Below are 25,870 nucleotides of genomic sequence, written 5' to 3' on the forward strand. Positions count from 1 at the left end.
TGACGCTGTCGCGCTAAGCCTAAAAATAGCACTGCATCGTCGAGTACGGCGAGAACTCGTTCGGCAAAGCCCGCCTTCGCAAATCTGAAGGAATTACAGCCGGATCGAAATCACTCACTCATTTTTCGGTCCGGCTCTCAGGAGGTTGCTTTGTTTGCGGAGCCGAACAAAACTCTCCGTAACAAGCTTTCTCACCCTTGTAGTTGGCCAAAGCCTGGACCAACCTAGGTACGTAGTCCTGTTTCCTTTCTTCCTGCATAGGATGCGGATCCTCCACTGATTTCAGTGCCAGCTCAATCAACTCGATCGCGCGTTCCTTGTTGCCGCTCTCGTAGTAATACTGAGCGACCGCCTCACATGCCCGGAACTTGTAGTAGTCGCCTGGCGGGGGTTTTAGGGCCAGAATTTGTTCGGACAGCTCCCTACCCATCGCAAAACGCTCGGCACGCGGGAGATGGGACATGTCAATCGCCGGATCGAAGAGTTCGCTTATAGCTACGGTCATCCACTCCTGGGATTTTTGGTCGATCGCGTCGCGAACCAATTGGCGCATGGCAGGCAGGCCTGTCCGCATGTCGCGCATTTTGTGAAGCAACAGATTGACATGAAGCTGACGGAAGTCCATTCGATTGGGCATCAAGCCAAGGCCCTCTTCAACGGCCGAGAACGCGGTTTTCCAATCTTCGGCCTCCATCGCCGGCCGAAGTTTCGCGTAGATTGGCCCGATCACGGCTATTTCGCGGGCAATGCGTTGGCCTGCGTCGATCCGGTCCGCATCGGCAGCTTCGGCTTGATCGCTAGTTCGCTAGATGCCGTCGAGAACTTTCGGCAAGACGCCGTCGAGTTGTCTCGGGTGTCCGATAAAGGCGATCCGGCCGTCACGGTCGACCACGAAGGAGGTGGGAATTCCGCAAGAAAAACTGGGCTCCATCCAGAGCTTGTTCATTTCGCCTGAGTAGTCGAACGCGATCCGATAGTTCAGCTTCGGAAACTTTTCGGTCAACCACGCGTCCAAATTGGTTCGGGCCTCTTTCGCGGTTGGAGCTTCTTCGCTCGCTGCGACTCCGACGACCTCAAGCCCCCTGTCTCTGTATTGCTCTTGCAGCTGCACCAGATGGGGCATCGCCTCCACACATGGCCCGCACCAAGTTGCCCAAAATTCGACAATGTACATCTTCCCGGATTGAAAGCTCTTCAGGGGTTGGCCACGCGGCCAGCTCTGCACTTTGATAGGAGGGGCCAGGGATTCCATGCGCAGCACCATGTTGCTCTCCAAAGCTATTGCTAAAGGTTGCTCGACACTCTCGGACTCGTTCTGCTCTCGCTGAAGGCGGCAAATGCTTCGGGATCAGTGCCCGCGCAACCAGTGCCTTGATCATGCAGTAGTGGTAGTAGCTGTCAGGAGATCCTGGGGCTCTGCGCCATGACAGCGCCTGCCAGTTCCTCCTTAGATGGATCTTGAGGAACGTTCCGCAGTAGCCTGGATGCAAAGTTAAACCCGTCTTACCGGAAGCGTTGACGCCAACAGCATTACCCGCTGCATTTTTCGCCGGCTCTGTGGGGGACGCGGTCACCGCCACATTGTTGTTCGCCGCTCCCGCATTTCCGAGCATAATCGGCATAAGAGTTGCGTTGATCAGGATAAATCGGGCAAGTCTCATCGTGCAACTCTGGGGCGAAGTCGCCGGACCGTTTTGGCCGCGCGGCTCTTGTTGCTCATACCAGCAATCTGCGTGCCACTCTCGGAGTCTGATGCCGTCTTGGTACAGGACAATAAATTCCGCGTAGACCTCGGCCTGCCAATCTGAAATGGCGGGCCGCCTTATTACGTTCCCCACATTGGCCGTCTTGGAGGTGACACGGACGACAAGAGAAGATCGAGCCTTAGCATAATGCCGGTCCCGTCCTCTAACCGTCTGCCGCATTTCGACAGAGGCGCGGCTCGCCGAAGGAGCGTCCGAGGATTGCAAGCCACCAGTCCTAGCCATGGGAAGCACTCTCGCAACAGCCCTTCGAAGGGATTGAACTCGCATGTAGCGTCAAGTTGTACATACCAGGGGAAGAACCTGTCCGCGAAAGCATCGCCAAAGTGGCAAAGCCATTTCTTGCGACTGTATTATGTTCCGCTTTTGCTTAGTTGGGATGAGCGGGTTACCCTTGCTAACACAATCGGACGCTACAATTGCAGCGCTAGTAGCCGCTGCTCGAGAGTTGGTATGTGATCGAATGAACACGACATTGTCGGTTTTCGATACATCTGTCGGCGCGGATGGGCTCTTGAACGAAGCCGTGCTTATGACCTCGAGCGGCTCGACGCTTGCTGAGGAAGTCCGCTACGCACTCAATCATTGGGCCGGGACTGACGCACTTACTCAATGACGGGCGTCTCGAGCTCGACCCCAATCCGGTTGAAAACGCGATTCGGCCGATCTGCATGATCAGAAAATAAGCGCGCTCTTCGCCGGTCACGAGGTCGGAGCCGAAAACTGCGCTTTGCTCGCATCCATCGTGCCGGCCTGCAAGCTCAACGACGTCAACCCGGTCACCTACATCGCCGAAACACTCGAAGCGATCATCGCCGGCCATTCACCAAGAAAAATTGACGACCTCATGCCATGGCGATTCCGCAAAAGGTCAAGCCGGCATCAATAGGGTTGCGGCTAACTTTCAATTACGCACATTTGACATCAGTTGTGAACGCCGCGCCGCGGGGGAAATCTCGAATCGGAAGACTCTGTGATTCGTTGTTGAGCACCTGATTCGCAAGCGTGGGGTGCTCGATGGGCTTGGTGAAGGACGCGCGGAGGCGCGTGCTCAGCGATTGACGACCAGTATTTAGACGTGGGCTGATCAGGAAGCTGCGGGATGCGAGTTTAAGGATGAGCGGCTTGGCCGCCGGTTCTGCAAACTGCTCGCACACATCGGGAGCGATATGAGACAAAGCATCCCGCTGGTTGTCAGGACTGCGCCAACACGAAGGCCGCCTATCGCTTCTTCTCCAACGAACGGGTCAACGAGAAGGGATCGAGCTTCGTTCTCCATGACACGACGGAATTCAGTTTTAAGTGCGAGAAGCCGGATTTGACTGGCTTTACGCGCAAGACGGCAGGGCGCACACAGTGCGGCATCCTGATGCATTCGAGCCTCGCCATGACGACCGAGGGGCTTCCGCTCGGACTGGCGGCAATCAAGTTTTGGACACGCAAGAAGTTCAAGGGGGACGACGGCGCCGAAGCGGAAGATCAATCCGACGCGTGTTCCGATCGAGAAGGAGAGTATCCGCTGGCTGAAGATTTTACGGCAATCGACCGACCTTCTCGCTGCCCCTGGACGATGCGTTCATATTGCTGATCGCGAGAGCGACATCTATGAGCTGTTTTGCCTGGCCGAGGAGGTTGGAACACATTTCTTGGTGCGAACCTGTGTTGATCGGCTTGCCGGCGACGCCTTTGTCGTCCTTGACCTTGATCCGATGTAGGCCTTTGACCGTAACCTCGTCCATTTCGTCGGCAATTGTATGACGCCGCCTTGGAGCTTCGACTCAATCGTTTTTCGCCGCTTCGGCGTTGTCCGCTCTTGAGCATGGATCACGGTCAGAGTGAGTGCGGGATATTTCTTCTGCTTGCCGACCGGCCGGCACAATTCGAAGCTTGCGGAAACGAATTTGGAGAAGTGCTTCATCCGGATCGCGTCTTCTGGATAACGATGCTCAATCACTCCTCGCCGAATGCCCTACCGCAGACGGCGCTGAGATTCCCCAACTTAGTGCTTCTTGATCATTTGGTGAAAGACTGGGGTGGATCGCCGTCGACGAAGCACGCTCTCGCACTATGTCGTCAAGATCGCGCCGCTCGGAGGATATTTGGCCCGAGCAAGCGATCCGCCTCCAGGAAATACCGTTAGCTGGCGCGGACTATCACGGCTGACTGATATCGAACTGGGAGCCGCGATCGAGGCAAAGATTGTGGTAATTGAGTCAGCCAATACCCTCGCTCCGGGGTTGGATAAGATGTGCGAAGAAGCCTCCGGCTTGAACGGAGGTTTGAGATGGGATTGTACGGCAAAAAAAGACGCGCGTTTGGACAGCTCATCAGTTGGATCTGAAGCAGTCAGCCGGCTTGAAGTGCTTGAGGGGCCGTCCGGGCGTCGTGTGCGTTCAGTGGTCGAGTGGGCTCGGATCCTCGGCGAAAGTCTGCTGCCCGGAGCTCAGACGCGGAGGCAGCGCGCAAGCACGGAGCGACGCGCTGGCAAATTTACCGTTGGCGACGACGCTTCCGACAGCGCGGCGAATTATCGTCGCGCGAGGCTCCGCAGCCGCCGTTCGCAACACTGGTCGTGGACGGGCCGTTAGAGGAGCGTCACGTTCCGGCAGTCAAGCTCGAGATTGCGATTGGCGACGTCGTCGTGCGAACGGATGCGGCGAAAACGGATGCGGCGATAGATGGGGAGCAGCTATCTCGATTGATCCGCGCGGTGCGGGCGACGACATTGTCCCCGGCTCCGAACTGAAGATTTATATCGCGACGCGACCCGTCGACTTCCGCTGTGGGCACGATGGGCTTGCTGCGAAGGTGCAGGAGATGCTTGGTCTCGATCCGTTCAGCGGTACGGCCTTCGTGTTCCCGGTCGAAACGGGCGGACCGGATTAAGATTCTGGTGTGGGATCGAACGGACCTGGTGCGGGTGCAGAAACGCCTCGAGGCTTGCAAGTTCGTGTGGCCAAAGCTTGCGGACGGAGTGGTGCGGATATCGCCGGCAATGTTCACCGCGCTGTTTGAGGGCCTGGATTGGCGGTTGGTCCGCCCGGAGGAAGCGCGGCGCCCACAGATCGCTGGATCAGTGCGGCAAAATGACTCTGTGCCGAGTTGCGCATGGCACCGTCAGCGCAGCAACGATGAACGTCTCCTCTCGGCGTGTCGCCGGGGATTCTCGGGAACGCCGTGCGCCTTGGTACAGCGCCCCCTACGGTCCGGCACTTGTCTTTCTTCGAGAGCCAACGACGGCGCTCCAGCTTCGTGATCACTTCCGGCCAACGCGCTGTCACGTCAGACTTAAGCATGGGTCAAGTATAGATCCCTTCGAAGAGATCCCGAAACTCGCGTATCCCCATGTGCTGCGAGAAGTTTAAGGAAACGACGCTTAACTAAACACCTCACGGGCTTAGTAAAGGTGGTCGACCTGCTCGCAGGGCGACATCCGGCCAAGCTCCGCGTACAGGTTTCATGCCGAGGCTCCTCACGCCATAATTCAGTGGCGCAATGATTACCCAACTTTCTTCAACCGGCGAGACCAACTGGTTACCACATGAACTTCGCGCCCTCGGGAAGCTCGCAGACAAACTCGCCTTGATTCACGACATCGACTGTGCCGACCACAAGTTTAGATGCGCGCACGGTGAGTTTGCCCTCGCGGCTGAGGTTGTGCCGAATGTATTCCGTCACCGCGCGCCCCGAACTATCGAGGGTTTGATGTGTATTGGCGAAGCTGATGCCATTCTGGGGGGTCACCCGGAAAGCACTGATGGCCAACCCACCCTGCGTCGCCGGCCCTGGCTTTCCACCATCGGCGACTGTACAGCGACTCAGATCCATCACAACTCTCACGTTCTTTCCCGCCTGGAGGGCGTTCAGCACCTCGATGTATTTCGGCGAGGGCTCATCTGCCTTGACGAGCGTGCTCACGCTTACGGCCGCAATCAAGGACACAGCGATCGACAGGCGCGTGTTTCTAAACGTCCTGTAAAGTTCTACCTCTGATCGCTCAGCCACAAAGTTAGGCACCAGGCGACTCTCTCGATGCCGCGCTGTAAACCACTTGCCGTTCTTTTGCGCGCTGGCTCGTGACTGTTCCGTTTCCACCTCGTCCACGCACCATTTTTCGATGGGCGAAACACTGCTTTGAATGCACATGCGATGACCGTTCTGTCTGCGACTTTGCGCGGCGTTGTCCGTCTATGGTCCTCGATAGTGGACCTAGCTGACGGCAAGCTGACACACACCTCGTCGCAAGTGGGAACTTGGCTTGGTTTGCGACCCACGAGTGACGGTTCACATGAGCGTAAGCAGGTGCCGGTCGTCTATCCCGTGATCGATTATTCGGACGTGCTCAACTATCCGGCGTTCGGCGGCGGATTCAGCTTTAAGACCAATTTCGTGAAGCTGTCGCGTGACGCGGCGGTGTTCGATCCGATCACGACGCTCGCCAATACCAACAGCCTGTGCCACGACGGCATCAGCCCGATCCGCGCGGACGCCATCGCAATGCCTGCTGCGGGGCTTCATCGACGCCTCATTGCCGAAGCGCAGTGGCGCAAGTCCTTTACTGATCCAATCGGCCAGATCTGGACGCCGCTCGCAAGTCTTCGGGCCGACGCGATCAATTCCTCGAGCTCCAACCAGCTGGGCGTGTCGAACTACCCTTCCGTCGGCGACACCCAGGCGTTCCGCCTGATGCCGCCGTACGCCCGCCGTTCGCTTATCCCGTGGGCGTCCACGAGATGCGCGACAGCTTTCCGGCTTGCCGGCGGGCCTCACCATTAAAGGGAAGGTTCGCCCCGTCCTCCTCCCTCATCATACGGGAGGTCAGACTAATAGAGGAGAGCATCATGGCCCATCGCAGTTTGCCTCGCTCTGGGCTATCTATGGAATCGACATCGGTAAGAAACCTATTCTACGTCGTTGGGCCTGAGCTGCGACGGCACACCTGTTCAGAAGGTTCGCTTTCGAGGAGAAACGCTTTTCAGTTCTTTACTCGCGCAGAGCCAAGCGTAGTCGGCATGGAATCCTGCGCTGGTACACAGGGCTCGCCCGGAAGATGCAGGCACTTGGTCATAAGGTGCGCTTGATCCCCGCGAAATTCGTCAACCCTTACGTGAAATCAACCAAGAACGATATCATCGACGCCGAGGCGATCGCAGAGGCCGCGACGCGGCCGACAATGCGTTTCGTCGCCGTTAAGGAAGCCGATCAGGTCGATCTCCAAGCGCTGCACCGAATCCGTGATCAGATGATGGGCTCGAGGACGCCTGATCAATCAGATGCGGGCTTTCTGCCGCGAGTACGGCGTATCTCTGCGTCAGGGTGCTGGGAATATCCAGAATCGAGTTGCCGCACGCTTTGAAGGACGAAGGGAACGACTTATCACCAATGCGTGCGGCGTCTGGTCGGCGATCTCTATGACGATCTGTGCCGCCTCGAAGAACGGATCCGCCAAGTCACGGGAGATCGAAGCAGTCCCTAACCGAGAGAGCATCGCACGCCGGCTGATGACAATTGGTGGCATCGGCGCATGAGGTGCGACTGCTGTGCTTGCCGCGGTCGGTGATGGGCTGCAGTTTCGCAAGGCCCGCGCCCGGCTGCCTGGCTGCGGTTGGTGCCCAGACAATACTCAACCGACGGGAAACAGACGTTGCTTGGCATCAGCAAACGCCGCAATCGCTATTTGAGAAAGCTTCTCGTGCATGGCGCGCGATCCTGCTTCCGGCATCTGGACCGAACCGCGATCGCCTTGCAAGCTGGCTCGACGCGCGCCAAGCTCGGATGCATCCGAACAAGGCCCTCGTTGCTCTAGCCGCCAAGATGGCTCGCACGCGTGAGTGGTCTTGAACAAGCCGGGAGCACTCTACGAACGCAGGGATCCTGCTTTCAGCTGATGCTTCTGGCTCGATTGCAAGGCTCGGGAACAGTGATGACGAAACAGTGGATCAACATGCCGTAAGCCCTGTGCAAAAAGCGGTCTTCGTGCCAAATTTGGCTCTCCAGTTGTAGATGCTGGCGTCATCGCTGTGCTTCCGGCACCGCGGCAGCCTACTCCAATATCCGCAGCTTCTTGATCTTGTTGTAGAGGGTTTTTCTTGAAAGCCCCAGAGAGCGGGCGGTCTTTCCGCGGTGAAGCCTGTTTCGTTTCAAGCCCTCGATGATCCACTCGCGTTCTGAGAATGGAGCTGTCGGCTTGGTGGGTGGCGACGTGTTCAACAACGGCCTTAGGACCTCAGACGTGATGTGGGTGTCTGACAGTGTCACGAGCTGATTGACGATCTGGCGCAATTCCCTCAGGTTGCCAGGCCAATGATGGCCGGCGAGCGCCAGGAATGCAGAATTTTCCATTCCGAGCATTTGCGCGTTTGAATCTCCTTTCGCCTCCGCCGTGAAATGCTGAATGAGCTGCGGAAGATCCTCCAGGCGGTCCGGCAAAGCGGGCATCTCGATGTCTAGCCCAGCAAACAAGGCGAGAAGCCGGGGACAGATGACGCTTTGAAGACCTGCTCCGCGGGCAACGGTCGCGGTTGCAATGATCCGAGCAGTTGATCGCAAAACCGATAGGCCGTTTAGAAGTGTGAAAGTGCCAGTCTCGAGATAATCGGCGAGACGCTCCTGCGCGTCCCGCGAAAGCTGATCGACATGCAGCAGCAAGACGGCAGTATTACTCGACGTTTCCAGGAGCGACAGTTGGCGCTTCGTGTTCTCATCGCGCTCGGCGCCGAACAGCGCACCCACGGTAGCGATTGCGGGACCCGGACGACAGTGAAATAGCGCCGCCTTCACGTGCTTCCGGTCGCTGAAAGCATGAACAAGGCTCGCTATCCGGCGCTTCCCTGATCCCGCCTCGCCCCAAACCAGCACAGGATGGGAGCTGGCGCCCAGACGTCTTGCGGACTCCAGGGTACGCTTCATGACTGAGGACTGCGCGATCACACCGTGTCTAAATCCACTCAACTGAAGCTGGCGCTCCAAGAGGTCTACCTTCTCGCGCAACAAGTGAATAGCTTTGAACCCCGACGTCACTTCCAGGACCGACATTTCTAGTGGGACGCGGTCGAGCGAAGAGCCGCCGATAAAACCCTGGACACCCGTGTCGCGGCAGATTCCCAAGAGTTCGTCGGGTTTGGTTACCGGCCCGCCCCCAAGCAGGCAGACCACGTTTTTGTTGAAAGATTGTGCGACGCGCGCAACTGCGCTGGTGCGCGCGGCGAGCTCCGCAAGACTCATCGATGGGTCAGATCCGTCTTCGATGCTCCGGTTAAGATTGAAGTTGATACAGATGCCCTCAGTGCCCGCTTCGACCATGCGCTTTGCCTCGGATCTGGTGCGGGTATAGGCGATCGTCATTAGTCCGCGTTTTGCCGCCTTCACCAGGAGCTCGATTTCCCGCTCGTAGCCAAGGCCGCACTTCTCAAGCAGTGACCTCCTGTAGTCATCGATGTGGATAACGGATGGGAAGTTGGTGACCCCGGAAAAGCCCCAGCTAATGATGCGCTCGAGCCACCGGTCGATGTCGAGTTGCGGATCGAAAGTACAAATCCCAACAAACACCGGCAATTTCGTGCTGGTCAGGATCTCGGTCCGGCCGAAGCCGGCCACGAATTCGTTGCAGTTTCGGATCGGAAGAATTGAGGCCGGTGACGATCCGCCCATCGCTCGAAACCGACCGGCATTAAGTGCGAGCACGAAATCTGCGCCCGCGCGTTCGGCCGCTCTCGCGGTCATGCCCGATCCGATTCCCGCTCCCAGCACAAAGGAACGGGAGTTCCGGAAGAACTGCCTGATGCCGTCGCCCCTTACCTGGTCCGTCCGCGTGTGCATACCGGTCCCGCCTCCTGCACGGCAGGTCCGAAAATTAGCTCCAATTTGCGGGCGCGTGCAACCTTCGCAGCGACTTTCCATTGGTCATAAAGAGGTGGCAGTCGGCGGGCGAGGCTGCAAGACGAACCTTGCCGACCCCCTCGGGCGATCCGGCCTTCGGCGCCTTTGCAACCACTGATTCGTTTCTGGCGTTGCCGTAGATGTATGTGATGCTGCCGAGATGCTCGACAAAATCGACGTCGACTTCAATCACGATCTCCTTCCTCTCCGCCGAGGAGGGGGAGAAATCATCGGGCCGAATTCCGAGCGTGATCGACTCGCCGACGAGCAGTTGATCCGGCTGAACGGGCACGCAGACCGTTGTCCCCGCTTCCAATTTGATGTCCAGGCCAGCCTCGTGTGCCGCCTCAATGTGGCCGTTCAGAAAGTTCATCTTGGGTGAGCCAATGAATCCCGCCACAAACCGGGATGACGGATTGTGGTAGAGATCATGCGGGCTTCCCACTTGCTCGATATTGCCGTCCTTCAGCACGACGATCTTGTCGGCCATCGTCATGGCCTCGACCTGGTCGTGCGTCACATAGATCATGGTATTGCCAAGCTGCTTGTGCAGCTTGGCAATCTGGACCCGCATCTGCACTCGCAATTCCGTATCAAGGTTTGACAGGGGCTCATCGAAAAGGAACACCTTAGGCTCGCGCACAATCGCGCGTCCGATCGCCACGCACTGGCGCTGTCCCCCTGAGAGTTGTCGAGGTTTACGATCCAACAGATGATTGATCTGCAACAGCGAGGCCGTCTCAGCGACCCTGGAGATTAATCTCGGCCCTCGCGGCCCTGGCCATGCGCAGGGGAAAGGCGAGATTTTCTCGCACCGTCATGTGCGGATAGAGAGCGTAGCTCTGAAAAACCATGCCGAGGTTACGATCGGCCGCGTCAACATCGTTCACGACTTCGTTATCGATCAAGAGCCGACCGCCGCTGATGCGCTCCAACCCTCCGATCATTCGTAACAGCGTCGACTTGCCCGAGCCCGATGGCCCGACGAAGACGACGAATTCGCCATGATCGATGGTCAGGTCGATATTCCGCAGGATCTGGATCGTCCCGTAGGATTTATTCACGCCTTCCAGGCGAAGATTAGCCATCACCCTCTCCTCCGTCGCGAGCTGCCAAGCAACGCGGGCGCCACCTCGATCTCAGCCAGACTGGACACGACGAATTCGGGTGGCATCAGTGATGGATCGTCTCCAGGTGGCACGCCGGTGGTCACCAGCGCGGTCGGTAGCCCCGCACGCTTGCCGGCCTGAATGTCCGTCGAGATCTGGTCGCCAATCATCAATGTGGCATTGCGATCGGTGCCTAGACGCGCAAGTGCCGTCTCGATCATGTGCGGCTCCGGCTTACCAACGATCAGGGGCTCGACTTTCGAGGCAGCAGCCACGGCCGTGATCGCTGCGCCTGCACCCGGCTCGAAACCGCCCGCGGTCGGCAACAGGAGATCAGGGTTGGTACCGACGAACACCGCTCCGTTCAGGATCGCTTCGACTGCAATGCGCATCTTTTCATGCGTGATCTGGCGGTCTAGCCCCATGACCACGGCATCAGGCTTCTGATCGGTCACTTCGAACCCCACGTCGACGACAGCCTTCACCAGGGATGGGGCGCCGATCACAAATACACGCCCAAAATCAGGATATTTCGTGCGGAGGAGTTCGGCGGCAGTAATAGCGCTCGTAACAACGTCAGTTGGCGCTATGGCAAGGCCTACCGCCGCGAGTTTGCGGACGATGTCCTCTGGCGTGTGCGTTGAATTGTTTGTCACGAAGCAGAACGGCAACGCCGACGCCTGCCATTGCTTAAATACCTGGACAGCATCGACGATCGCAGCACTCCCGCGATAGACCACGCCATCCAGATCCGAAATGATCCCTTCGATTTGCGGCCATTTGATGTGAGGGTCCGCGTCAGCCATTCATCAGCATCCCGCCATTCACGTGAACGATCTGCCCGGTCATGTAGGAAGCTGCAGGGCTTGCGAGAAAGACCGCAAGACCCGCGATATCCTCCGGCACCCCGACCCGTCCCAAGGGGATCCGGCCGCTATGGCGAGCTTCAGTCTCCTCACGCGGGCGTCCATGCATCGGCGTATCGATGATTCCGGGCGCGATTGCGTTCACATTGATGTTGAGGGGCGCGCATTCATAGGCAAGCAGCTTGGTCACGTCGTGAACGATTGCCTTAGACAAGCAATAGTCGGCGCCGCCAGCCTGGTAGTTGAAGACTGCCCCCTGTGCGGACAGCGAGGAGCCGACGTTGACGATCCGCCCCCCCTTGGCTTGCATGAAACGCTCGATCGCCAGTTTCGAGCATCGCAAAACGGCTATCGAGTTGATCTGGATCGTGCGCTCAATCTTTGCGGTGCTGCCGTTCAAGAGCGGCTGGGCAGATTTGATGCCGGCATTGTTGACCAGCACGTCGAGCCGGCCGAAGTTCTTGCCAATCTCATCGAGAACCCTGGTGACATCTTCCTCGCGCGCCACATCCATTGCCATGGGCACGACGCCGTTGCCATAGGGCAAGCTTGCCAACGTGTTCCTGAGGTTTGCCAGGTTGCTGTCGGTGGCAAGGACGTTCGCCCCTCCTGCCCGAAATGCATTCACAATGGCAGACCCGATGCCGCCTCCGGCTCCCGTCACGAGCACCGTTCTATCTGATACTGAGAACTGTTCAGTCATTCCAACTCCAAGATCGTTTGGGATTTCAGAAACTCGTCAACTGCCTCCGCGTTAGGCATGGAGCTTTGGGCGCCGCGCCGCGTCACACAAAGCGAGGCTACGGCTAGCGCCCTTCTCACTGCTTGCCTTAGAGGCAGCCGCTGGGCCAATGATACGGCGAACGCTCCATTGAAGGCATCTCCCGCGGCGGTCGTATCGATCACCTTGACAGGGAAGGCCCGCAGCGAAAATGAGGTTTCCGTATCGGCATAGTATACTCCCTGTGCACCAAGGGTGATCAGCGTGGCACTTGGTCCGAGATCAACAAGCCTCATGGCAGCGTGCGCGGCACTGTCGAAATCGTACACCTCGATTCCCGTCAGCTCGAAAGCTTCCGTCTGATTCGGCGTCACGAAATCGACATTTCGCCAAGCCGCCGACGAAAGCCCCGGCCGCACCGGCGCCGGATTGAAGATGAGCTCAAAACCCTTCTCGGGCTTCATCTCGAAGAGCCGATTGAGCGCTCCGATCGGCATACCCATTTCCGCAACGACGATGGTATCGGGCTCTATGCACTGCGCCGCGCTCTCGATCATATCTGGCGTCACGTTCAGATTTGCGGCAGGGTCGATCACAATCATGTTGGAGCCGTCGTCACCGACCATAACCATGGCCGACCCCGAAATCTCGCCGGCACAGATATCAATCGCATCCGCGCAAACGCCGGCTTCACACAGCGACCGCAACAGGGTGTGACCGGCCTCATCGGCGCCAAGCCGCGTGTAGAAGTGAGGCTTGAGCCCGAGCCGGGCGGCGGCAACGGCCTGATTGGCACCTTTTCCTCCAGGGTTGCGGGTCAACGTGCCCATCAGGCTTTCACCTGGGGTTGGCAGTCGATCGACAGCGAAGCAGAGATCGAGATTTGTCGTTCCAAAGAACATTAATGGCCTGACACTCATTTTACCGCACCGAAGGTAAGGCCACGTTCGAGATGACGCTGGCCGATAACGATCAGAATGACGGGAATGACCATTGTCACGACCAGGCCCGCGGCCATGACAGGGTAGAATTGTACGCCTGGGTTGAGCAGTTTAAGAAGGGCCACAGTCACCGGCGCCTTGGTCGAGCTGAGCATAAGACCGAGAGGGAAGTTGTGCCAGGCAAGCAGAAAGATGAGCAACGAGGCACCGATCAAGCCGGGCTTTACGAGCGGCAGCACGATGTGCAACATGACCCGAAAGGGTTTGGCGCCATCCATCGCCGCCGCCTCCTCGATATCCTTTGGATGTCTTCTATGTAGGAGCGGCTCAGCCAAACAATCATCGGCAGCGTGATGACCTGGTAGACCCAGATCATGCCGAGATAGGTGTCATACAGTCCGATCGTCTGGAGCACGCTGAAGAGTGGGATGACGACCAGCAGCACCGGCGCAAAGCGGAATCCAAGAATGAAGAAGGCGATGTCTTCCTTGCAGGGTAGATCCCGCCTCGCCAGAACGTATCCCGCAGGAACCCCCACCGCTAAGGAGACGGCAACGGAGCCGAGCGCTATTACGACACTGTTCGTGATTGGGGTAAGGAAGTCGACTTTTATGGTGCCGTAGCTTGTCGCACCCGCCTGCGCCACATCAAACAAGACACGGAAGTTGTCCAATGTCGGCGAGAACACGAAGCTTGGTGGCCAAGCCATGACCTCCGCCTGCTGCTTGAGCGACATCATCACGATCCAGACAAGAGGAAATGCCAGGATCAATGCGCATATACCGACGAGGACGTTTAGGACCAGATTGGCGGCGGCTGAACGTTTGAAGCGCATGTGTTCCTCTCAGCTGACGCGCTGCCGAACGAAGCGCCACAGCTTGACAGCGGCGAATGTCCCGACCAGCACGACCATCCAATTGGCCACCATAATGGCAGCCCCACGCCCGAAGGCGAGATTCTGGAATGCAGTGATGTAGGCGCGCACTGAGAGCACGGCGGTACTGTTGCCGGGTCCTCCTTGCGTTGTGCCGAAGATGATGTCGAATTGATTAAGGGATTCGATCAACCGAAACACTGAGGCGATCAGGATGTAGGGAGCGACGAGCGGCAGCTCGATGTGCAGAAAGGTTGCCCATCCCTTCGCTCCATTGACGCGCGCCGCCTCCCTCACTTCATCATTTATACCCTGCAGTCCGGCAAAAATGATCAGCGCGAAGAACGGCGTGTAAGTCCAGACATCGATCAAGACGAGCGAGAACATTGCGGTCGCAGGGTCTGAGATCCAAGCAAAACGAGTGATGCCGGCCAGCGACAGCAAATAGTTCATGATCCCGCCCTGTGGGTCCATCATCGTCGTCCACATCAGCGCGACGCTCATCGGAGGCAGGACGAGCGGCAGGAGAATGATGGGGCGCATCAGACGCGCAAGAAAGACGTCCGTGGCGAAGAGCTTAGCAAGTGCAAGACCAAACGCGGCTTGCACAACCACTGCCGATCCGGCGTAAACAATGGTGGCGCGGACGCTATTCCAAAAATCTGGCGTATTGACCAGAGTTACATAGTTGTCGAGGCCAATGAAGCGGACCAGCGGCCGCCCAAGTTTGAGATCAGTGAAAGACACCATAGAAGAACAAGAAAAGAAACCCGAGCAGTATGGTGATAGCTGGAGCGATCGCAGCAATGCTCCACCAGTCGAGACGCGGCTCCTCAAGGCCAGTCGCCATCTGATGTTTTGCCGAGGCGAGTTGACTGGTCGAAGGCTGCAGTCTGGCAATCCCGTCGGATCCGCGGAGGTCCATCGCATTTTCTCTAGAGGGCGAGAGGCGGCATTGGCACTGCCGCCCCTGCTTGTGCTTTACATTGAAGAACGGATCTCTGATGCGAGGTCGGCGAGGGTCGCCTTCACATCGGCTCCGTTGACCATCTTCTGCATGGCAACCGCCCAAGCATTCATTGCTTCAGCAAAGCCGACCCGGGGCGTAAAGGCTAATGCAGCCCTCTCCTGCACAGCTTTGAACGTGTCCACGAAGTTGTTGAATTCAGGCTTAGCCGCGTATTCGAGCCAGGCCTTGTCAGTCCAGGTGGAGGCGCGCGGAGAGTTGACAAGCTTGCTGGAAATGGCGCCGGTCAGCTCGACCTGCTTTGACGTTGCCCATTGGATGAACAGCCAGGCTGCACCTTTCTTCTGCGAAGCGGCGTTCAACGCGAGCGACCAGATCCAGATGTTGGATTCAAAATTATTGCTGTTCGGAGCACGCAAGGGCGGGGCGAAGGCGATCTTCCCCGAGGCCGGCTTGCCGGCTACGTCGTTCCAAAAACCGAACATGTTGGAATCGATTGCCATCGCTATTCGTCCTGAGTTGATGCCATCGACCACTTGATACGATCGTGTCCCGCGGCGTGGTGTAGCTGAGTGCGGATCACCGCGTTCGCCGGCATGGGCCGGATCGATCAGCTGGCGATTGCCGGGAAGCTGACGGCGGGATCATCGCCCAACGGGGCGATCGTTTCCAGTGTCATGTAGCGACCGCGCTGAACCGCCCACTCGTCGTTCTGTTCGAGCAGAATGGCGCCGATTAGGCGGGTGATGGCGTCCTCATTCGGGAAGATGCCGACCACTTCGGTCCGTCGCTTGATCTCACCATTGACCCGTTCGAGCGGATTGGTCGAGTGCAGCTTGGCGCGGTGCGCGGCCGGGAAGCTCATATAGGCGAGCACGTCGGTCTCGGCCTCGTCGAGGAAGCCGGCGAGCTTCGGCAGTTTGGGGCGTAGCTGGTCGGCGATGCGCCGCCACTGCGACCGCGCCGCCTCCGCGTCGTCCTGGGCGAAGGCGGTGGCGATGAAGGCGGAGACCACGCGCCGGCCGCTCTTGCCGGCATGCGCCAGCGCGTTGCGCATGAAGTGGACGCGGCAGCGTTGCCAGGAGGCGCTGAGCACCTTGCTGACTGTGGTCTTGATCCCCTCATGGGCATCGGAGACGACGAGCTTGACACCGCGCAGGCCGCGCCGCGCCAGCTTGCGCAGGAACGCGGTCCAGAACGTCTCGGCTTCGGACGGACCGATGTCCATGCCGAGCACCTCGCGCCGGCCGTCGCTGTTGACCCCGACCGCGATGATCACCGCGACCGAGACGATGCGCCCGTTCTGGCGCACCTTCACGTAGGTGGCGTCGATCCACAGATAGGGCCAATCGCCCTCGATCGGGCGATTGAGGAACGCCTTCACCTTGTCGTCGATCTCGCCGCACAGCCGCGAGACCTGGCTCTTGGAGATGCCGCTCATGCCCATCGCCTGCACCAGATCGTCGACCGAGCGGGTCGAGACGCCCTGCACGTAGGCTTCCTGAACCACGGCGGTGAGCGCCTTCTCGGCCATCCGCCGCGGCTCCAGGAAGCCCGGGAAGTAGGAGCCTTTGCGCAGCTTGGGAATGCGCAGCTCGACCGTGCCGGCCCGCGTCTCCCAGCTCCGATCGCGGTAGCCGTTGCGCTGGACCTGCCGCTCCTGGCTCTTCTCGCCATACCCGGCCCCGGTCAGGCCTTCGACCTCCAGCTCCATCAGCCGGTGGGCGGCAAAGCCGATCATCTCGCGCAACAGATCGGCGTCGGGGGTCTTCTCTACGAGCGCGCGCAGGTTCATCATGTCGTCGGTCATCGGTGGTTCCTCGAATCAGGTTGGCTGTCGCAATCCAAACCTTACCGACGAATCATCGGTGACCACCCGCAAAGCCGCTCGCTCGCTACGGCGCTATGTGGGAGCGCGCGTCGCGAGCGGCTTTGCTAATCAGCTACACCACTCCTTGGGACACGACCCTTGATACCAGTTGTCGTTGGCAAAAGACGGTGCCGCACATTTCCTGATCATGTCCACATAGTCATTGTGGAACGCGATCGACTCTGGTGAGTCCAGACCTGTCTCGAGCTTGCCATTCTTGACGAGGAAATCGTGCACTCCATAGGATTTGGCAATTGAGATCGCGGCGGTGTGGATGCTGCTCCAAAAGCGCACGCCGCGAACACCCAAAGGTGTAATCGCGCGGTCCGAAGCCTTCAGCTTCTCGCATGTCGCGGACATCTCCGGCGGGGTTGTCGGAACCTTGAGGCCGAACTTGTCAAGGATGTCCTTACGATAGAACAGTTGGATGTTCTCAAAGCCATGCGGGATCGCCCACACTTGCCCGCTTCCGGGCTCGATTTGTCCCTCCTTAACTCTCCAGGTCAGCGCATCCCGCAGGGCAGGGAAGAAGTCCTTGTAATCATAGCTGGCGGTGGTGAGTTTGGGATCGTTCAGATAACCATCGAGCGGCTCAAGCAACTTGCCCGGCGCGAGATCCCAAGCGGGTTGAATCCCGGTGCCCACGACGTCCCAGCTTGGTGACTTTGTGCTGAGTTGGATCGTCAGCTTATTCCAATAGGCGTCGTCTGGATAAAGCTCCGGCGTTACCTTGATGCCCGTGAGCTTCTCGAACTCAGGCAATTGGGCCGCGACGGCGTCGGCATACGGATGGATGTCGTAGGCCCAGACGATCGACGCACCTTCGAACTGCCGCCAGTTGACGTCGTCGGCCTTGGCTTGAGCAAACGTTATGGCCAACCCGGCCAAAAGCGTGGAGCATATGAGCGCTTTTCCGGCAAAATTGGCCGAATGGCCGCGACCAGCGGCGAGCTTCCTTGACATGATTCCCTCCGATGGGCTCTTTGGCCCGTAAACCACGCGCCCCTCCTCTTCCGAAAGGCCGCAGTGGCAGGAAGGCTAGCCCTCATTCTTACGTCGTAACCGGCTTTTCGAACCAGGGTTGGGTAAGATTGGGTAACGTCGAAGAACGATGATTCAGGAGAGGAACTGCGGGCCGTCAGAAAGCTCCGCTGGCCGGCGGGTATACTGAACTCGGAAGCATGGGAGCCAGCGCCTGCAAAACGGCAGGCCGCTGATCAGCTTGCCGCGCAAGCATAACACTGGTCGACTGACGCATCTATGATGGCTCCCACTCGACCGCTATGGCAATCCGCCGGTCCTTCCCATGAAGCAGCCCCGCGCTTGATGAACGAATCGAACGGGACATTTTGGGCCATATCCGTGCCTTATCGAAAGATGTGACCGTGCTGGCGATCACTGTCGAAGAGGTATTATTTCTGCAAGCGTCCTTGTGGTTGATCTGACCGGCTGCAGCTTGTCAGTGACATAGAATGGATCGGCAGCAATCCACGCGCGGCGCCGCCTCCCGGCCCTCTAAGAACCGGCAGCACGACGGAGGTTGGCTTTCCTTCTAGATTTCTCCAGCCCAAATTTCGTCATGACGAAATAAAGCTGGCAGTCACATGGTAGGATGCGCAACCTTTTCACTCCGACCGAAGCCCGCACCGCTGTGGCTGAGATGACGCATGGGAGAGCGACATGAATGGTCGCGGCGATACGAAGGATTCGAAGGACACCCCGGCGATCGAAGCCGACGATGCGGTCGACCAGCGCCTCGGCGAGACTGTGCGGCTACTCAGCGCGCCGGCCTCTCGATCCAGGACGTCGCCAACAAGACTGGCCTGTCCACCGGCATGATCAGCCAACTCGAACGCGCACGCGTCATGCCGTCGATCCGCACGCTACGCCTGCTCAGCATCGTGCTCGATGTGCCCATCTCCTATTTTTTCGAGAGCAGCGATCCCGCTGATGGGCAGCGCTACATCGTGCGCAAGAATAACCGGCGGCTGCTGCGGCTCACCGCCAGCGGCGTGGTCAAGGAAGCGCTCACGCCCGACGGCAAGGGCCAGCTCGAGCTCTACCAGCTCACGCTCAACCCCGGCGCCTCCTCCGGCACCGACTTCCTGCAACACACCGGCGAGAAGGCCGGCTATATTCTCTCGGGCAGCCTGCGGCTGTGGCTCGACAATCAAGCCCATCTGCTGGAGGCCGGCGACAGCTTTCGCTTTCCAAGCATCGTGTCGCACATGTTCGACAACCCGACACAGCAGGCGGCGCGCGTGATCTGGGTGACGACGCTGCAGTAGCTTCGCGTCAATCGCTCCAAACAGCGACATTGATCGGCAGCTTGAGTGGAGATGTTCGAAATCCAGCTGATGAGTTTCCCGATCTCCTGGATTGCGAGAGAGGCTGCTTGGCCGAGTGGATACAGCGGCCTGATCTCGCCTTTAGCCGTTCGCAATCGCACGGAGCCAGTTATGGTCGGCCTCCTGCCGCTCTTTGAAACGAACCACGCATTTCTTGGAGCATAGGGCCGTTCGCCAGTGATAATAGCGGATGAGGCCAAATCCCCGACCGCACATTGCGCAGCACTGCACTGAGCAGTGCTGGGAACTATAGGGTCTGTCGTTCATTCTCGCCTCCCGTCGGCGTTACCTAGATGCCCCCTCCCCCTGCATTTCCTCCACCGCATCACCGGACTGCGGTTCGACGTGCCCGTCTCGCGACGGACAGTTGCCGCAAGCGTCCGAATCCGATGCGTCCTCCTTGGCGAAAACCGCACGTTCAATCGGTGGCTCGCCGTGACTGCTGACCCTAGCGATACTTCAATCTTAATTCATGCAATGAACAGCCCGTTAACTGTGAAATTCCGCGACTTGGCCCGCATTCTGGACGCAAATCAACACATTGGGCCGGCAGGAGGGCGTATGGCTGCGTTGCCTTGTGTGGTGAGTGCCGCCTCGCTTAAAGCGAACGATGTCCTTTCCGCCTGCAGTTGCTGTCATCCGGGCTGTGAGCCGGGTGAGATGTAGATCTTACGGCAATTTGGCGAGACCGCGGCACCTTCTGCTCTTCAGAGAAGCGTGCGGAGCAGATCAAATGCCGCTCTGGGCGCACCTCCTATGCATTCGATGAGACAGGGCAGAATGGGCGAGCTTGCGATCGGCCAGGCGAACGGATGGTTACGGTCTTTGACCTTGGCGATCCCGTTATATTAGGTCGGGTTGGAAGGCGTCCAATTTGCGATTGTATCGCCCAGATCCTCGGGAAGCCGATATGACTCTTCGGATGCCGGGAAGGCACCGTTGCGAACATCCGCGGCCCAGCGAGACAGCGCCTCCTTTAACACGTGGAAGCCATTCGCATAGGCGCGAACGAATTTGGGGCGGCGGCCTTCAGTTAGGCCCAGCACATCGTGGAGAACGAGTACCTGGCCTGAACAATCAGGACCTGCTCCGATTCCAATTGTCGGAATCGTCAGGAATTCGGTCGCTCTGGCAGCGAGTTCGGCCGGAATTCCTTCCAAGACCAGAGCAAAGCATCCGGCCTCCTGCAGACGCTGGGCGTCGTCGAGTAGGCGCAAAGCGTCATCGGCTGTCCGCCCCTGAACCTTGAAACCACCCATGACATTGACACTTTGAGGGGTTAGGCCGAGATGGCCCATCACAGGAATCTCGCAATCGACCAAGGCGCGCACCATTTCTGCACGCTTGGCCCCGCCCTCCAATTTGACGGCATCTGCTCCACGCTGCAGGAAGCCACCAGCGTTGCGTATCGCCTCCTCTCGACTGACATGAAAGCTAAGATAGGGCATATCGGCCACGAGCAAGGCACGAGGCCTTGTGCGCGCAACCGCCTCAAGATGATGGTTCATCATCGCCACGCTGACCGATAGCGTGTTTTCGAATCCGAGACAGACATTGCCGACGCTGTCGCCAACTAGGATGATGTCTGCGACGCGGTCGGCAATGCGTGCCGTGACGGCGTCGTAAGCGGTGGTCATTACGGAACGTCGGCCCTCTCTTTTCCACCGGAGCAAGGTTGGAGTCGTAATGCGTTCAATGGGCGTCTCCGAATTTTGACTCATCTCAGATCCCGATCGGCTGGCCCGCTACCCTCGTCCATCGCTTCCTAAAGAAGGCGACAGGAAACTGTCAATGCTGACAACAAAGAAACTTGCGCATCTTCGTGACGCAGTGGGTACACACGGGTTGGAGCACGTCGCAGCTTCCAACACCGATCAATCCTTGCAACCGATCCTCGCAAATACCAACGGAGCGATTTGAGCGAGCTCAACCTTAAGCTCCCAAATGGCAACGTTGACGCGGCCCGATACGATCGCTGACGGTATCAGCGGGTCTTTTGGTGAGCTTTGGGCCGTCGCCAAAAGCCCATCGGCGGCCATTTTAGGCATTCTGCCGCTCATCAGAATTGAACCGAACGGATCCGTAGTCCACGATGATCCACTTGCTCATAGTGACCGCGCGACCCAACTCGTTCTGTGTTGCCACCCGGGCTGATTCGAGTTTCATTTCAGCAACGGCCAAGTTATTAAATGCGCCAACCAGGGTCGTGTTCGGCAGCCGATACCACACATTGTTGGAGGCAAGAATCCAACAACTCCAGCCGTACGCTATGGCCCGCTTCAAAAATACGGAGTGCGGATCAGGACTGGTCTCCTTCAAATCGTACGACGCAACATAGTTAGGCATTCTAGATCCCCGACGAGCACACCTTCAAATGAGCACGACCTGACCGGCTAACATTCTCGACCTCGACTTTTGAACGATGCTGGTTGGGTGATGCGCATCCGCAGCCGTGAGCGCGGCGAGGATGAGTTCGAGTGCCAGCTGCCCGAGCGCCGAATGTCTGGTGCATGATGCGCATCTTGAGCAAGGCTTGATTGCCGCGGCCCCGCGCAACAGCACCCAGCGATAGAATCTGTAAGATCCTATCAATATCAATTGCTGATTCTGACGGTAGAGCTGAGCGACTGTTCGGCCGCTGCCTGCAATTTCGGAGCTCGTCTTCGCAGTCCGCTTTGCCGGCAGCTTCACTTCGCGCGCAACCAGGTCAAATTGGCGACCATCATTGCCCGCGTGAGCAGCTTCGACGCTTGCAGTGAGCGCCAGTAGACTGGCTTTACTGGTAAAGCGATTCGCAATCGTTGAGGCTTGCATCACATTCCAGTGCATGCGCGAACATGGTCGGTGCGATTTGACCAGCGCGCTGAAGAACTGAGCTCTCGCTTGCCACCTAGTGATGATTAGCTGCAAGAATTGAACTAGGCCGCCGCCCAATTGAGCGGAGATGCGGCTTGGTAGTGCGCTGGAGCACAACACGTGGGAGCACCACGGGCTAACAGCACGATATTAGGAACGGGATCCGCGATGCGCCTGGCAGCGCCGTCCTAAGCGGTGCCAGTGCCCCTTTTCCGTCCTGCGCTGCAAGCTCTTGCATGTTAGTTCCGTCCAATGACCAACTTGGCGAACCAGAAGCCCAAGGGTATCACCGTTTCTTGCCGTAAACTTGCTAGACAGGATAAACGACGCACAAGTTCGGCGAATGTCGGTCGAACCGCGCAGGATTCATCCCACCAGGTGAACATGACACTTTAGGCGAGTAGCTGGCACACCGCGCCCGGCCACCGCCTTGCGTCCACGTTGCAGCCAGGCATGGTCGCGGGGGGGCCGACGCGCTGGCCACTTTTGCGATCTTGGGAGTGGCGATGCTGCGCAAGCATCATGAGGATTGGGATGCCCTTTTCACGGCAAATCCGCGACGCAATGAATGTCCAAAGGCGGTGCGTGGTAACTGCAGCACCCGCTTTGATCATGTGCACTAAAGTAGATTTGCATAGTGCCGTCGCGACTGTTTGTCTGGTCAACTAGGTTGTGTACTCAAATTCGACTAGCGGATCAGAGCGGACCATGATTCAAGCTACCGAACATCGGGGCTGGGATCATGCGATACGACCTGACGGATTTCGAGTGGAGTGTTATCGAACCCCTTCTCCCGAAGGACCGTCGAGGTCGCAAGCCGGGCAACAACCGGCGCGTTCTCAACGGTATCTTTTGGGTGCTGCGCGCAGGAGCGCCGTGGCGCGATCTGCCGGAGCGATACGGGCCTTATACGACCGCTTACAATCGCTTCAACCGCTGGCGCAAAACCGGCATCTGGGACCGGCTGATGGATGCGGTCGTCAAGGCACACGACGGCAAGGTACAGATGATCGACAGTTCGATCGTGCGCGTCCATCAGCATGCCTCCGGGGTGAAAAAAAGAGTGGAGATCGTTGTGTGGGCCGAAGCCGAGGCGGCCTCACCACCAAAATCCACGCGCGCGTCGCCGCGAAAGGCCGCCCGGTCCGCCTCATGATCACCCCCGGCGAGGCCCACGACGTGACGTGCGCCGAAGCCCTGCTCGACGGACTCGATGCGCGCGCCATTGTCATCGCCGACAAAGGCTACGATGCCGATCGTGTTCGTGCCCACATCCGTGATCAAGGCGCGATCCCCAACATTCCGAACAAATCCAACCGGAAGAAGAGGTTCCGGTGGAAGAAGGCCATCTATCGCGAGCGCAACCACGTTGAGCGCTTCTTCAATAAGCTAAAGCAGTTTCGGCGCATCGCCACCCGTTACGACAAGCTCGGCGCGACGTTCTTCGCTTTCGTTCAACTCGCTTCCGTGCGAATTTGGCTTCGATCAATTGAGTCCACACCCTAGAATCAGGGCTTCGGGCCCCGGCTCACGGTTGAAGAGCTTCAGGCCAGCACATCGGCGGCTTCCCTGATGCCAGCGTAAATTTCATCAAGATCCGCCGCGGTGACGCAATAGGGCGGCATCACGTAAATCGTATTGCCGAGCGGCCGCAGCAGCAGATTTCGCTCTCTAAAGAAAGCTTGGAGCTTCGGAGCGATCTCGGCGAGATAACCCGCATCGCTCGTTATCAGATCGAGTGCGGCAATCGTGCCCAGGCGTCGGATGTTTCTAAAGCGGGCGTCTGCGCGGAATGGCTCAATTGCCTGCTCTTGCATGATGGCGACCGACGCCACGCGCTGACGAACTTCAGGCTCTTGCCAGAGGTCCAGATTGGCCTTCGCGGCGGCGCAGGCCACCGGGTTCGCAGTATATGAACTCGAATGGAAGAACGTGCGCGTGCGATCCTTCGAATAATGAGCATCGAAAATATCGGCGCGGCAGAGTGTCACTGCGAGTGGAAGCGCCCCTCCGGTAATTCCCTTGGAATAGCAGACGATGTCGGGCGTGACATTGGCCTGCTCGCAGGCGAATAATGTTCCAGTCCGGCCCCAGCCCGTCATGACTTCGTCCGCAATGAATAGGACGTCCGAGGCTTCGCAGATCCGCTTCATCTCCCTCAGCACCCAGGCTGGGTACATCAGCATTCCGCCTGCCCCCGATATCAGCGGCTCCACGATAAAGGCGGCCGGAATTTCGTTTCGACAAGCGGATTCTAGCGCATCGAGGGTCGCCTGCTCACGATCTTTCGCTGGGAACGGGATTGATCTAACGTCGAATAGCAGGGGTCCATATGACGCATTGAACACGCCTCGGGCACCAACCGACATCGCCCCAACCGTATCGCCGTGGTAGGAATGCTGCATTACGATAATGCGGATTCTCTGTTCGCCGATATTGTGCCAATAGCCGAGGGCCATCTTTAAGGCCACCTCGACACTGGTCGACCCGCTGTCAGAGAAAAAGACGTAGTCAAGACCTTGGGGCGCAAGCTTCAAGAGGAGCGCAGCAACCTCCTCAGCGGGATCGTGGGTATGGCCGGCAAAGACCACTTGGTTGAGCTTGCTTGCCTGATCTTGAATGGCGCGCACAATGTGCGGATGGCAATGACCGTGTGTCACCACCCACCAGGATGAAATTGCATCTACGATACGGCAGCCATCTGCGGTGTAGAGGTAGGCACCATCAGCACGCACCACCTTTGTCATCTCATGTTGAAGCGCATGTTGGGTGAACGGATGCCAGATTGGCGACATCGACTTGGGCATTACAGATTGAAATCGTCAGGGCGGAATGAAGCCTTGAACGCCGGCTGCAGCGTGTCGGAGGTAAGGGAAGAAAGCCAAGGCAAACGCCCCAACCAACGTACCCGCCCAATCTCGCGAATTGCAGTCTGAGCTTCAGCATTTCTTTCGCCGATAAAGGCAATCCCAAGAATGCGAATCTCCCGCTTTCGCAGCGCCTCTATTGCCAGCAGCGAGTGGTTGATAGTGCCAAGCGCTGTACGCGCGCAAAGAACGACTGGAAGCCGCCATCGCTCAAAGACATCGATGTAGAGCGTATCACCCCTGAGCGGCACCATCGGCCCGCCGGCGCCCTCGATCACGAGCGGCCGATCCGCGGTCTCCGGCACATTGAGCGAGTCCGGGTCGATGCGAACTCCGTCAACTTCCGCAGAATGATGGGGCGAAGCAGGCGTTGCGAGGCGGTAACGCTCCGGCACGATGCGATCTGCCGACAGGCCGCCCAGTCGTGCGACGATCTCGGTATCGGTCTCCCCTTCGAGGCCGGCCTGAATCGGCTTCCAATAGCTGGCGCCCAGGAGATCGGCGAGCCCCGCGCAAAACACGGTTTTCCCGACACCAGTATCCGTACCGGTCACCACGATCCGCTGACTCATCAAGCTACTCCCCTCGTCTTCTCAGCGCGCGCATCGAGCATTGAACGCTATGCCCTCGCCTGAAGATTTCATGTTTCGCGTTCTTTATTGCCTGGACCGTAAGCCTAACGTGCCCAAAATTGAGCCGCTTGTTGCCGAATTTCGGCACTCGATGAGGCCAATACAAAGGTTTTCATGCCATCAAGCCTCAGATCTGTGCGTTTGCACGAGCAAACCTGGAGAGCTGATATGAGGCTTG

At 58.3% G+C, this 25,870-nt stretch carries 27 protein-coding genes and 3 pseudogenes; 12 read left to right on the forward strand and 18 right to left on the reverse strand.

Going from position 1 to position 25,870, the window contains the following annotated elements; translation table 11 throughout:
* Positions 1-118: 118 nt before the first annotated feature.
* Positions 119-1,264, reverse strand: a pseudogene (locus N2602_RS31715) (TlpA disulfide reductase family protein).
* A 1,053-nt stretch (positions 1,265-2,317) separates the two neighbouring features.
* Between N2602_RS31715 and N2602_RS31720 the strand changes: the two are divergent.
* From N2602_RS31720 to tnpB (N2602_RS39020), 6 genes and pseudogenes are all read left to right on the forward strand, one after another.
* On the forward strand, positions 2,318-2,449 hold the full coding sequence (locus N2602_RS31720) for an IS66 family transposase (protein ID WP_260380542.1): 132 nt from the start codon (positions 2,318-2,320) through the stop codon (positions 2,447-2,449).
* A gap of 44 nt (positions 2,450-2,493) precedes the next feature.
* Entirely contained in the window at positions 2,494-2,652 is a 159-nt protein-coding gene (locus tag N2602_RS31725) for a transposase domain-containing protein (protein WP_260380543.1), read from the forward strand.
* A gap of 250 nt (positions 2,653-2,902) precedes the next feature.
* A pseudogene (locus N2602_RS31730) lies at positions 2,903-2,952 on the forward strand (hypothetical protein); the annotation flags it as partial.
* A gap of 129 nt (positions 2,953-3,081) precedes the next feature.
* A complete protein-coding gene (locus tag N2602_RS31735) occupies positions 3,082-3,351 on the forward strand; it encodes a hypothetical protein (protein WP_260383834.1) in 270 nt (89 codons plus the stop codon).
* A gap of 797 nt (positions 3,352-4,148) precedes the next feature.
* A complete protein-coding gene (gene tnpB / locus N2602_RS39015; protein ID WP_409241931.1) occupies positions 4,149-4,649 on the forward strand; it encodes an IS66 family insertion sequence element accessory protein TnpB in 501 nt (166 codons plus the stop codon).
* Positions 4,555-5,019: an IS66 family insertion sequence element accessory protein TnpB gene (gene tnpB / locus N2602_RS39020; RefSeq protein ID WP_409241852.1), complete on the forward strand. Its 465-nt coding sequence runs from the start codon at positions 4,555-4,557 to the stop codon at positions 5,017-5,019. Before tnpB (N2602_RS39015) ends, tnpB (N2602_RS39020) begins: the two co-directional genes overlap by 95 nt.
* Positions 5,020-5,297: 278 nt before the next feature.
* Here the strand turns inward: tnpB (N2602_RS39020) and N2602_RS31745 are convergent, their stop codons facing one another.
* On the reverse strand, positions 5,298-5,909 hold the full coding sequence (locus N2602_RS31745) for a VirK family protein (protein ID WP_260380545.1): 612 nt from the start codon (positions 5,907-5,909) through the stop codon (positions 5,298-5,300).
* Between the two features lie 3 nt (positions 5,910-5,912).
* Here N2602_RS31745 and lptD point away from each other — a divergent pair, with 3 nt between their 5' ends.
* The 3 genes from lptD (at position 5,913) to N2602_RS31760 (ending at position 7,569) form a co-directional block, all read left to right on the forward strand.
* Positions 5,913-6,539: an LPS assembly protein LptD gene (lptD, locus tag N2602_RS31750; RefSeq protein WP_260380546.1), complete on the forward strand. Its 627-nt coding sequence runs from the start codon at positions 5,913-5,915 to the stop codon at positions 6,537-6,539.
* A 274-nt stretch (positions 6,540-6,813) separates the two neighbouring features.
* On the forward strand, positions 6,814-7,119 hold the full coding sequence (locus tag N2602_RS31755) for a transposase (protein ID WP_260380547.1): 306 nt from the start codon (positions 6,814-6,816) through the stop codon (positions 7,117-7,119).
* A 252-nt stretch (positions 7,120-7,371) separates the two neighbouring features.
* On the forward strand, positions 7,372-7,569 hold the full coding sequence (locus N2602_RS31760; RefSeq protein WP_260383748.1) for a transposase: 198 nt from the start codon (positions 7,372-7,374) through the stop codon (positions 7,567-7,569).
* A 236-nt stretch (positions 7,570-7,805) separates the two neighbouring features.
* Here the strand turns inward: N2602_RS31760 and N2602_RS31765 are convergent, their stop codons facing one another.
* The 11 genes and pseudogenes from N2602_RS31765 to N2602_RS31815 all read right to left on the reverse strand — a co-directional run bounded on the left by N2602_RS31765 (position 7,806) and on the right by N2602_RS31815 (position 17,952).
* The gene (locus tag N2602_RS31765) at positions 7,806-9,485 is read right to left on the reverse strand and encodes a phosphoenolpyruvate hydrolase family protein (protein WP_260380548.1); all 1,680 of its coding nucleotides are present in this window, start codon (positions 9,483-9,485) and stop codon (positions 7,806-7,808) included.
* A 130-nt stretch (positions 9,486-9,615) separates the two neighbouring features.
* Positions 9,616-10,729, reverse strand: a pseudogene (locus N2602_RS31770) (ABC transporter ATP-binding protein).
* Complete coding sequence (locus N2602_RS31775) at positions 10,729-11,556, reverse strand: HAD-IIA family hydrolase (RefSeq protein WP_260380549.1); 828 nt, start codon at positions 11,554-11,556, stop codon at positions 10,729-10,731. The pseudogene N2602_RS31770 and the gene N2602_RS31775 overlap by 1 nt, the downstream one beginning before the upstream one ends.
* Positions 11,549-12,319: an SDR family NAD(P)-dependent oxidoreductase gene (locus N2602_RS31780; RefSeq protein WP_260380550.1), complete on the reverse strand. Its 771-nt coding sequence runs from the start codon at positions 12,317-12,319 to the stop codon at positions 11,549-11,551. The genes N2602_RS31775 and N2602_RS31780 overlap by 8 nt, the downstream gene beginning before the upstream one ends.
* Entirely contained in the window at positions 12,316-13,257 is a 942-nt protein-coding gene (locus N2602_RS31785) for a ribokinase (protein ID WP_260380551.1), read from the reverse strand. The genes N2602_RS31780 and N2602_RS31785 overlap by 4 nt, the downstream gene beginning before the upstream one ends.
* Entirely contained in the window at positions 13,254-13,556 is a 303-nt protein-coding gene (locus N2602_RS31790) for an ABC transporter permease subunit (RefSeq protein ID WP_260380552.1), read from the reverse strand. Before N2602_RS31790 ends, N2602_RS31785 begins: the two co-directional genes overlap by 4 nt.
* Positions 13,502-14,113 (reverse strand): carbohydrate ABC transporter permease, encoded by a 612-nt coding sequence (locus N2602_RS31795; protein ID WP_260380553.1) that lies wholly within the window; start codon positions 14,111-14,113, stop codon positions 13,502-13,504. Before N2602_RS31795 ends, N2602_RS31790 begins: the two co-directional genes overlap by 55 nt.
* Before the next feature lie 9 nt (positions 14,114-14,122).
* Positions 14,123-14,959, reverse strand: coding sequence for a carbohydrate ABC transporter permease (locus tag N2602_RS31800; protein ID WP_260380554.1), 837 nt, complete (start codon positions 14,957-14,959; stop codon positions 14,123-14,125).
* Between the two features lie 174 nt (positions 14,960-15,133).
* Positions 15,134-15,622, reverse strand: a complete 489-nt coding sequence (locus tag N2602_RS31805; RefSeq protein ID WP_260380555.1) for an extracellular solute-binding protein — start codon at positions 15,620-15,622, stop codon at positions 15,134-15,136.
* A gap of 107 nt (positions 15,623-15,729) precedes the next feature.
* Entirely contained in the window at positions 15,730-16,929 is a 1,200-nt protein-coding gene (locus N2602_RS31810) for an IS256 family transposase (RefSeq protein WP_260380556.1), read from the reverse strand.
* A gap of 129 nt (positions 16,930-17,058) precedes the next feature.
* A complete protein-coding gene (locus N2602_RS31815) occupies positions 17,059-17,952 on the reverse strand; it encodes an ABC transporter substrate-binding protein (RefSeq protein WP_260380557.1) in 894 nt (297 codons plus the stop codon).
* A gap of 717 nt (positions 17,953-18,669) precedes the next feature.
* Here N2602_RS31815 and N2602_RS31820 point away from each other — a divergent pair.
* Together N2602_RS31820 and N2602_RS31825 are read left to right on the forward strand one after the other, a co-directional pair.
* On the forward strand, positions 18,670-18,828 hold the full coding sequence (locus N2602_RS31820; RefSeq protein WP_260380558.1) for a hypothetical protein: 159 nt from the start codon (positions 18,670-18,672) through the stop codon (positions 18,826-18,828).
* Positions 18,825-19,277: a helix-turn-helix domain-containing protein gene (locus tag N2602_RS31825; protein WP_260380559.1), complete on the forward strand. Its 453-nt coding sequence runs from the start codon at positions 18,825-18,827 to the stop codon at positions 19,275-19,277. The genes N2602_RS31820 and N2602_RS31825 overlap by 4 nt, the downstream gene beginning before the upstream one ends.
* Before the next feature lie 908 nt (positions 19,278-20,185).
* Here N2602_RS31825 and panB read toward each other — a convergent pair.
* The 3 genes from panB to N2602_RS31840 all read right to left on the reverse strand — a co-directional run bounded on the left by panB (position 20,186) and on the right by N2602_RS31840 (position 22,166).
* Complete coding sequence (panB, locus tag N2602_RS31830) at positions 20,186-21,058, reverse strand: 3-methyl-2-oxobutanoate hydroxymethyltransferase (protein WP_260380560.1); 873 nt, start codon at positions 21,056-21,058, stop codon at positions 20,186-20,188.
* Between the two features lie 319 nt (positions 21,059-21,377).
* On the reverse strand, positions 21,378-21,683 hold the full coding sequence (locus N2602_RS31835) for a hypothetical protein (protein ID WP_260380561.1): 306 nt from the start codon (positions 21,681-21,683) through the stop codon (positions 21,378-21,380).
* Positions 21,684-21,707: 24 nt separating this feature from the next.
* Entirely contained in the window at positions 21,708-22,166 is a 459-nt protein-coding gene (locus tag N2602_RS31840; protein WP_260380562.1) for a methyl-accepting chemotaxis protein, read from the reverse strand.
* A 769-nt stretch (positions 22,167-22,935) separates the two neighbouring features.
* Here N2602_RS31840 and N2602_RS31845 point away from each other — a divergent pair.
* Positions 22,936-23,699 (forward strand): IS5 family transposase gene (locus N2602_RS31845; protein ID WP_260380563.1). Its coding sequence is split into 2 segments (ribosomal slippage): positions 22,936-23,247 and positions 23,250-23,699, totalling 762 coding nucleotides; the frame shifts between segments, so codons are not numbered across the junction.
* A 38-nt stretch (positions 23,700-23,737) separates the two neighbouring features.
* On the opposite strand, the gene N2602_RS31850 is transcribed toward N2602_RS31845, so the two are convergent.
* Both N2602_RS31850 and bioD read right to left on the reverse strand, forming a co-directional pair.
* Complete coding sequence (locus tag N2602_RS31850; protein ID WP_260380564.1) at positions 23,738-25,000, reverse strand: adenosylmethionine--8-amino-7-oxononanoate transaminase; 1,263 nt, start codon at positions 24,998-25,000, stop codon at positions 23,738-23,740.
* Positions 25,000-25,632, reverse strand: a complete 633-nt coding sequence (bioD, locus tag N2602_RS31855; RefSeq protein ID WP_260380565.1) for a dethiobiotin synthase — start codon at positions 25,630-25,632, stop codon at positions 25,000-25,002. Before bioD ends, N2602_RS31850 begins: the two co-directional genes overlap by 1 nt.
* Between the last annotated feature and the right edge of the window lie 238 nt (positions 25,633-25,870).

This window comes from Bradyrhizobium sp. NC92 (assembly GCF_025200865.1).
Lineage (GTDB): Bacteria > Pseudomonadota > Alphaproteobacteria > Rhizobiales > Xanthobacteraceae > Bradyrhizobium.

Excerpts from the sequence above, each read along its gene's own strand:
- N2602_RS31780 (WP_260380550.1), bottom strand. The coding sequence starts at position 12,319 with ATGACTGAACAGTTCTCAGTATCAGATAGAACGGTGCTCGTGACGGGA.
- N2602_RS31815 (WP_260380557.1), bottom strand. The coding sequence starts at position 17,952 with ATGTCAAGGAAGCTCGCCGCTGGTCGCGGCCATTCGGCCAATTTTGCC.
- N2602_RS31840 (WP_260380562.1), bottom strand. The coding sequence starts at position 22,166 with ATGCACTGGAATGTGATGCAAGCCTCAACGATTGCGAATCGCTTTACC.
- N2602_RS31745 (WP_260380545.1), bottom strand. The coding sequence starts at position 5,909 with ATGTGCATTCAAAGCAGTGTTTCGCCCATCGAAAAATGGTGCGTGGAC.
- N2602_RS31755 (WP_260380547.1), top strand. The coding sequence starts at position 6,814 with ATGCAGGCACTTGGTCATAAGGTGCGCTTGATCCCCGCGAAATTCGTC.
- N2602_RS31835 (WP_260380561.1), bottom strand. The coding sequence starts at position 21,683 with ATGCCTAACTATGTTGCGTCGTACGATTTGAAGGAGACCAGTCCTGAT.
- N2602_RS31795 (WP_260380553.1), bottom strand. The coding sequence starts at position 14,113 with ATGCGCTTCAAACGTTCAGCCGCCGCCAATCTGGTCCTAAACGTCCTC.
- bioD (WP_260380565.1), bottom strand. The coding sequence starts at position 25,632 with ATGAGTCAGCGGATCGTGGTGACCGGTACGGATACTGGTGTCGGGAAA.
- lptD (WP_260380546.1), top strand. The coding sequence starts at position 5,913 with ATGACCGTTCTGTCTGCGACTTTGCGCGGCGTTGTCCGTCTATGGTCC.
- N2602_RS31790 (WP_260380552.1), bottom strand. The coding sequence starts at position 13,556 with ATGGATGGCGCCAAACCCTTTCGGGTCATGTTGCACATCGTGCTGCCG.
- N2602_RS31765 (WP_260380548.1), bottom strand. The coding sequence starts at position 9,485 with ATGACCGCGAGAGCGGCCGAACGCGCGGGCGCAGATTTCGTGCTCGCA.
- N2602_RS31850 (WP_260380564.1), bottom strand. The coding sequence starts at position 25,000 with ATGCCCAAGTCGATGTCGCCAATCTGGCATCCGTTCACCCAACATGCG.
- panB (WP_260380560.1), bottom strand. The coding sequence starts at position 21,058 with ATGAGTCAAAATTCGGAGACGCCCATTGAACGCATTACGACTCCAACC.
- N2602_RS31805 (WP_260380555.1), bottom strand. The coding sequence starts at position 15,622 with ATGGCAATCGATTCCAACATGTTCGGTTTTTGGAACGACGTAGCCGGC.
- N2602_RS31810 (WP_260380556.1), bottom strand. The coding sequence starts at position 16,929 with ATGACCGACGACATGATGAACCTGCGCGCGCTCGTAGAGAAGACCCCC.
- tnpB (WP_409241852.1), top strand. The coding sequence starts at position 4,555 with ATGGGCTTGCTGCGAAGGTGCAGGAGATGCTTGGTCTCGATCCGTTCA.
- N2602_RS31775 (WP_260380549.1), bottom strand. The coding sequence starts at position 11,556 with ATGGCTGACGCGGACCCTCACATCAAATGGCCGCAAATCGAAGGGATC.
- N2602_RS31785 (WP_260380551.1), bottom strand. The coding sequence starts at position 13,257 with ATGAGTGTCAGGCCATTAATGTTCTTTGGAACGACAAATCTCGATCTC.
- N2602_RS31820 (WP_260380558.1), top strand. The coding sequence starts at position 18,670 with ATGAATGGTCGCGGCGATACGAAGGATTCGAAGGACACCCCGGCGATC.
- N2602_RS31825 (WP_260380559.1), top strand. The coding sequence starts at position 18,825 with ATGATCAGCCAACTCGAACGCGCACGCGTCATGCCGTCGATCCGCACG.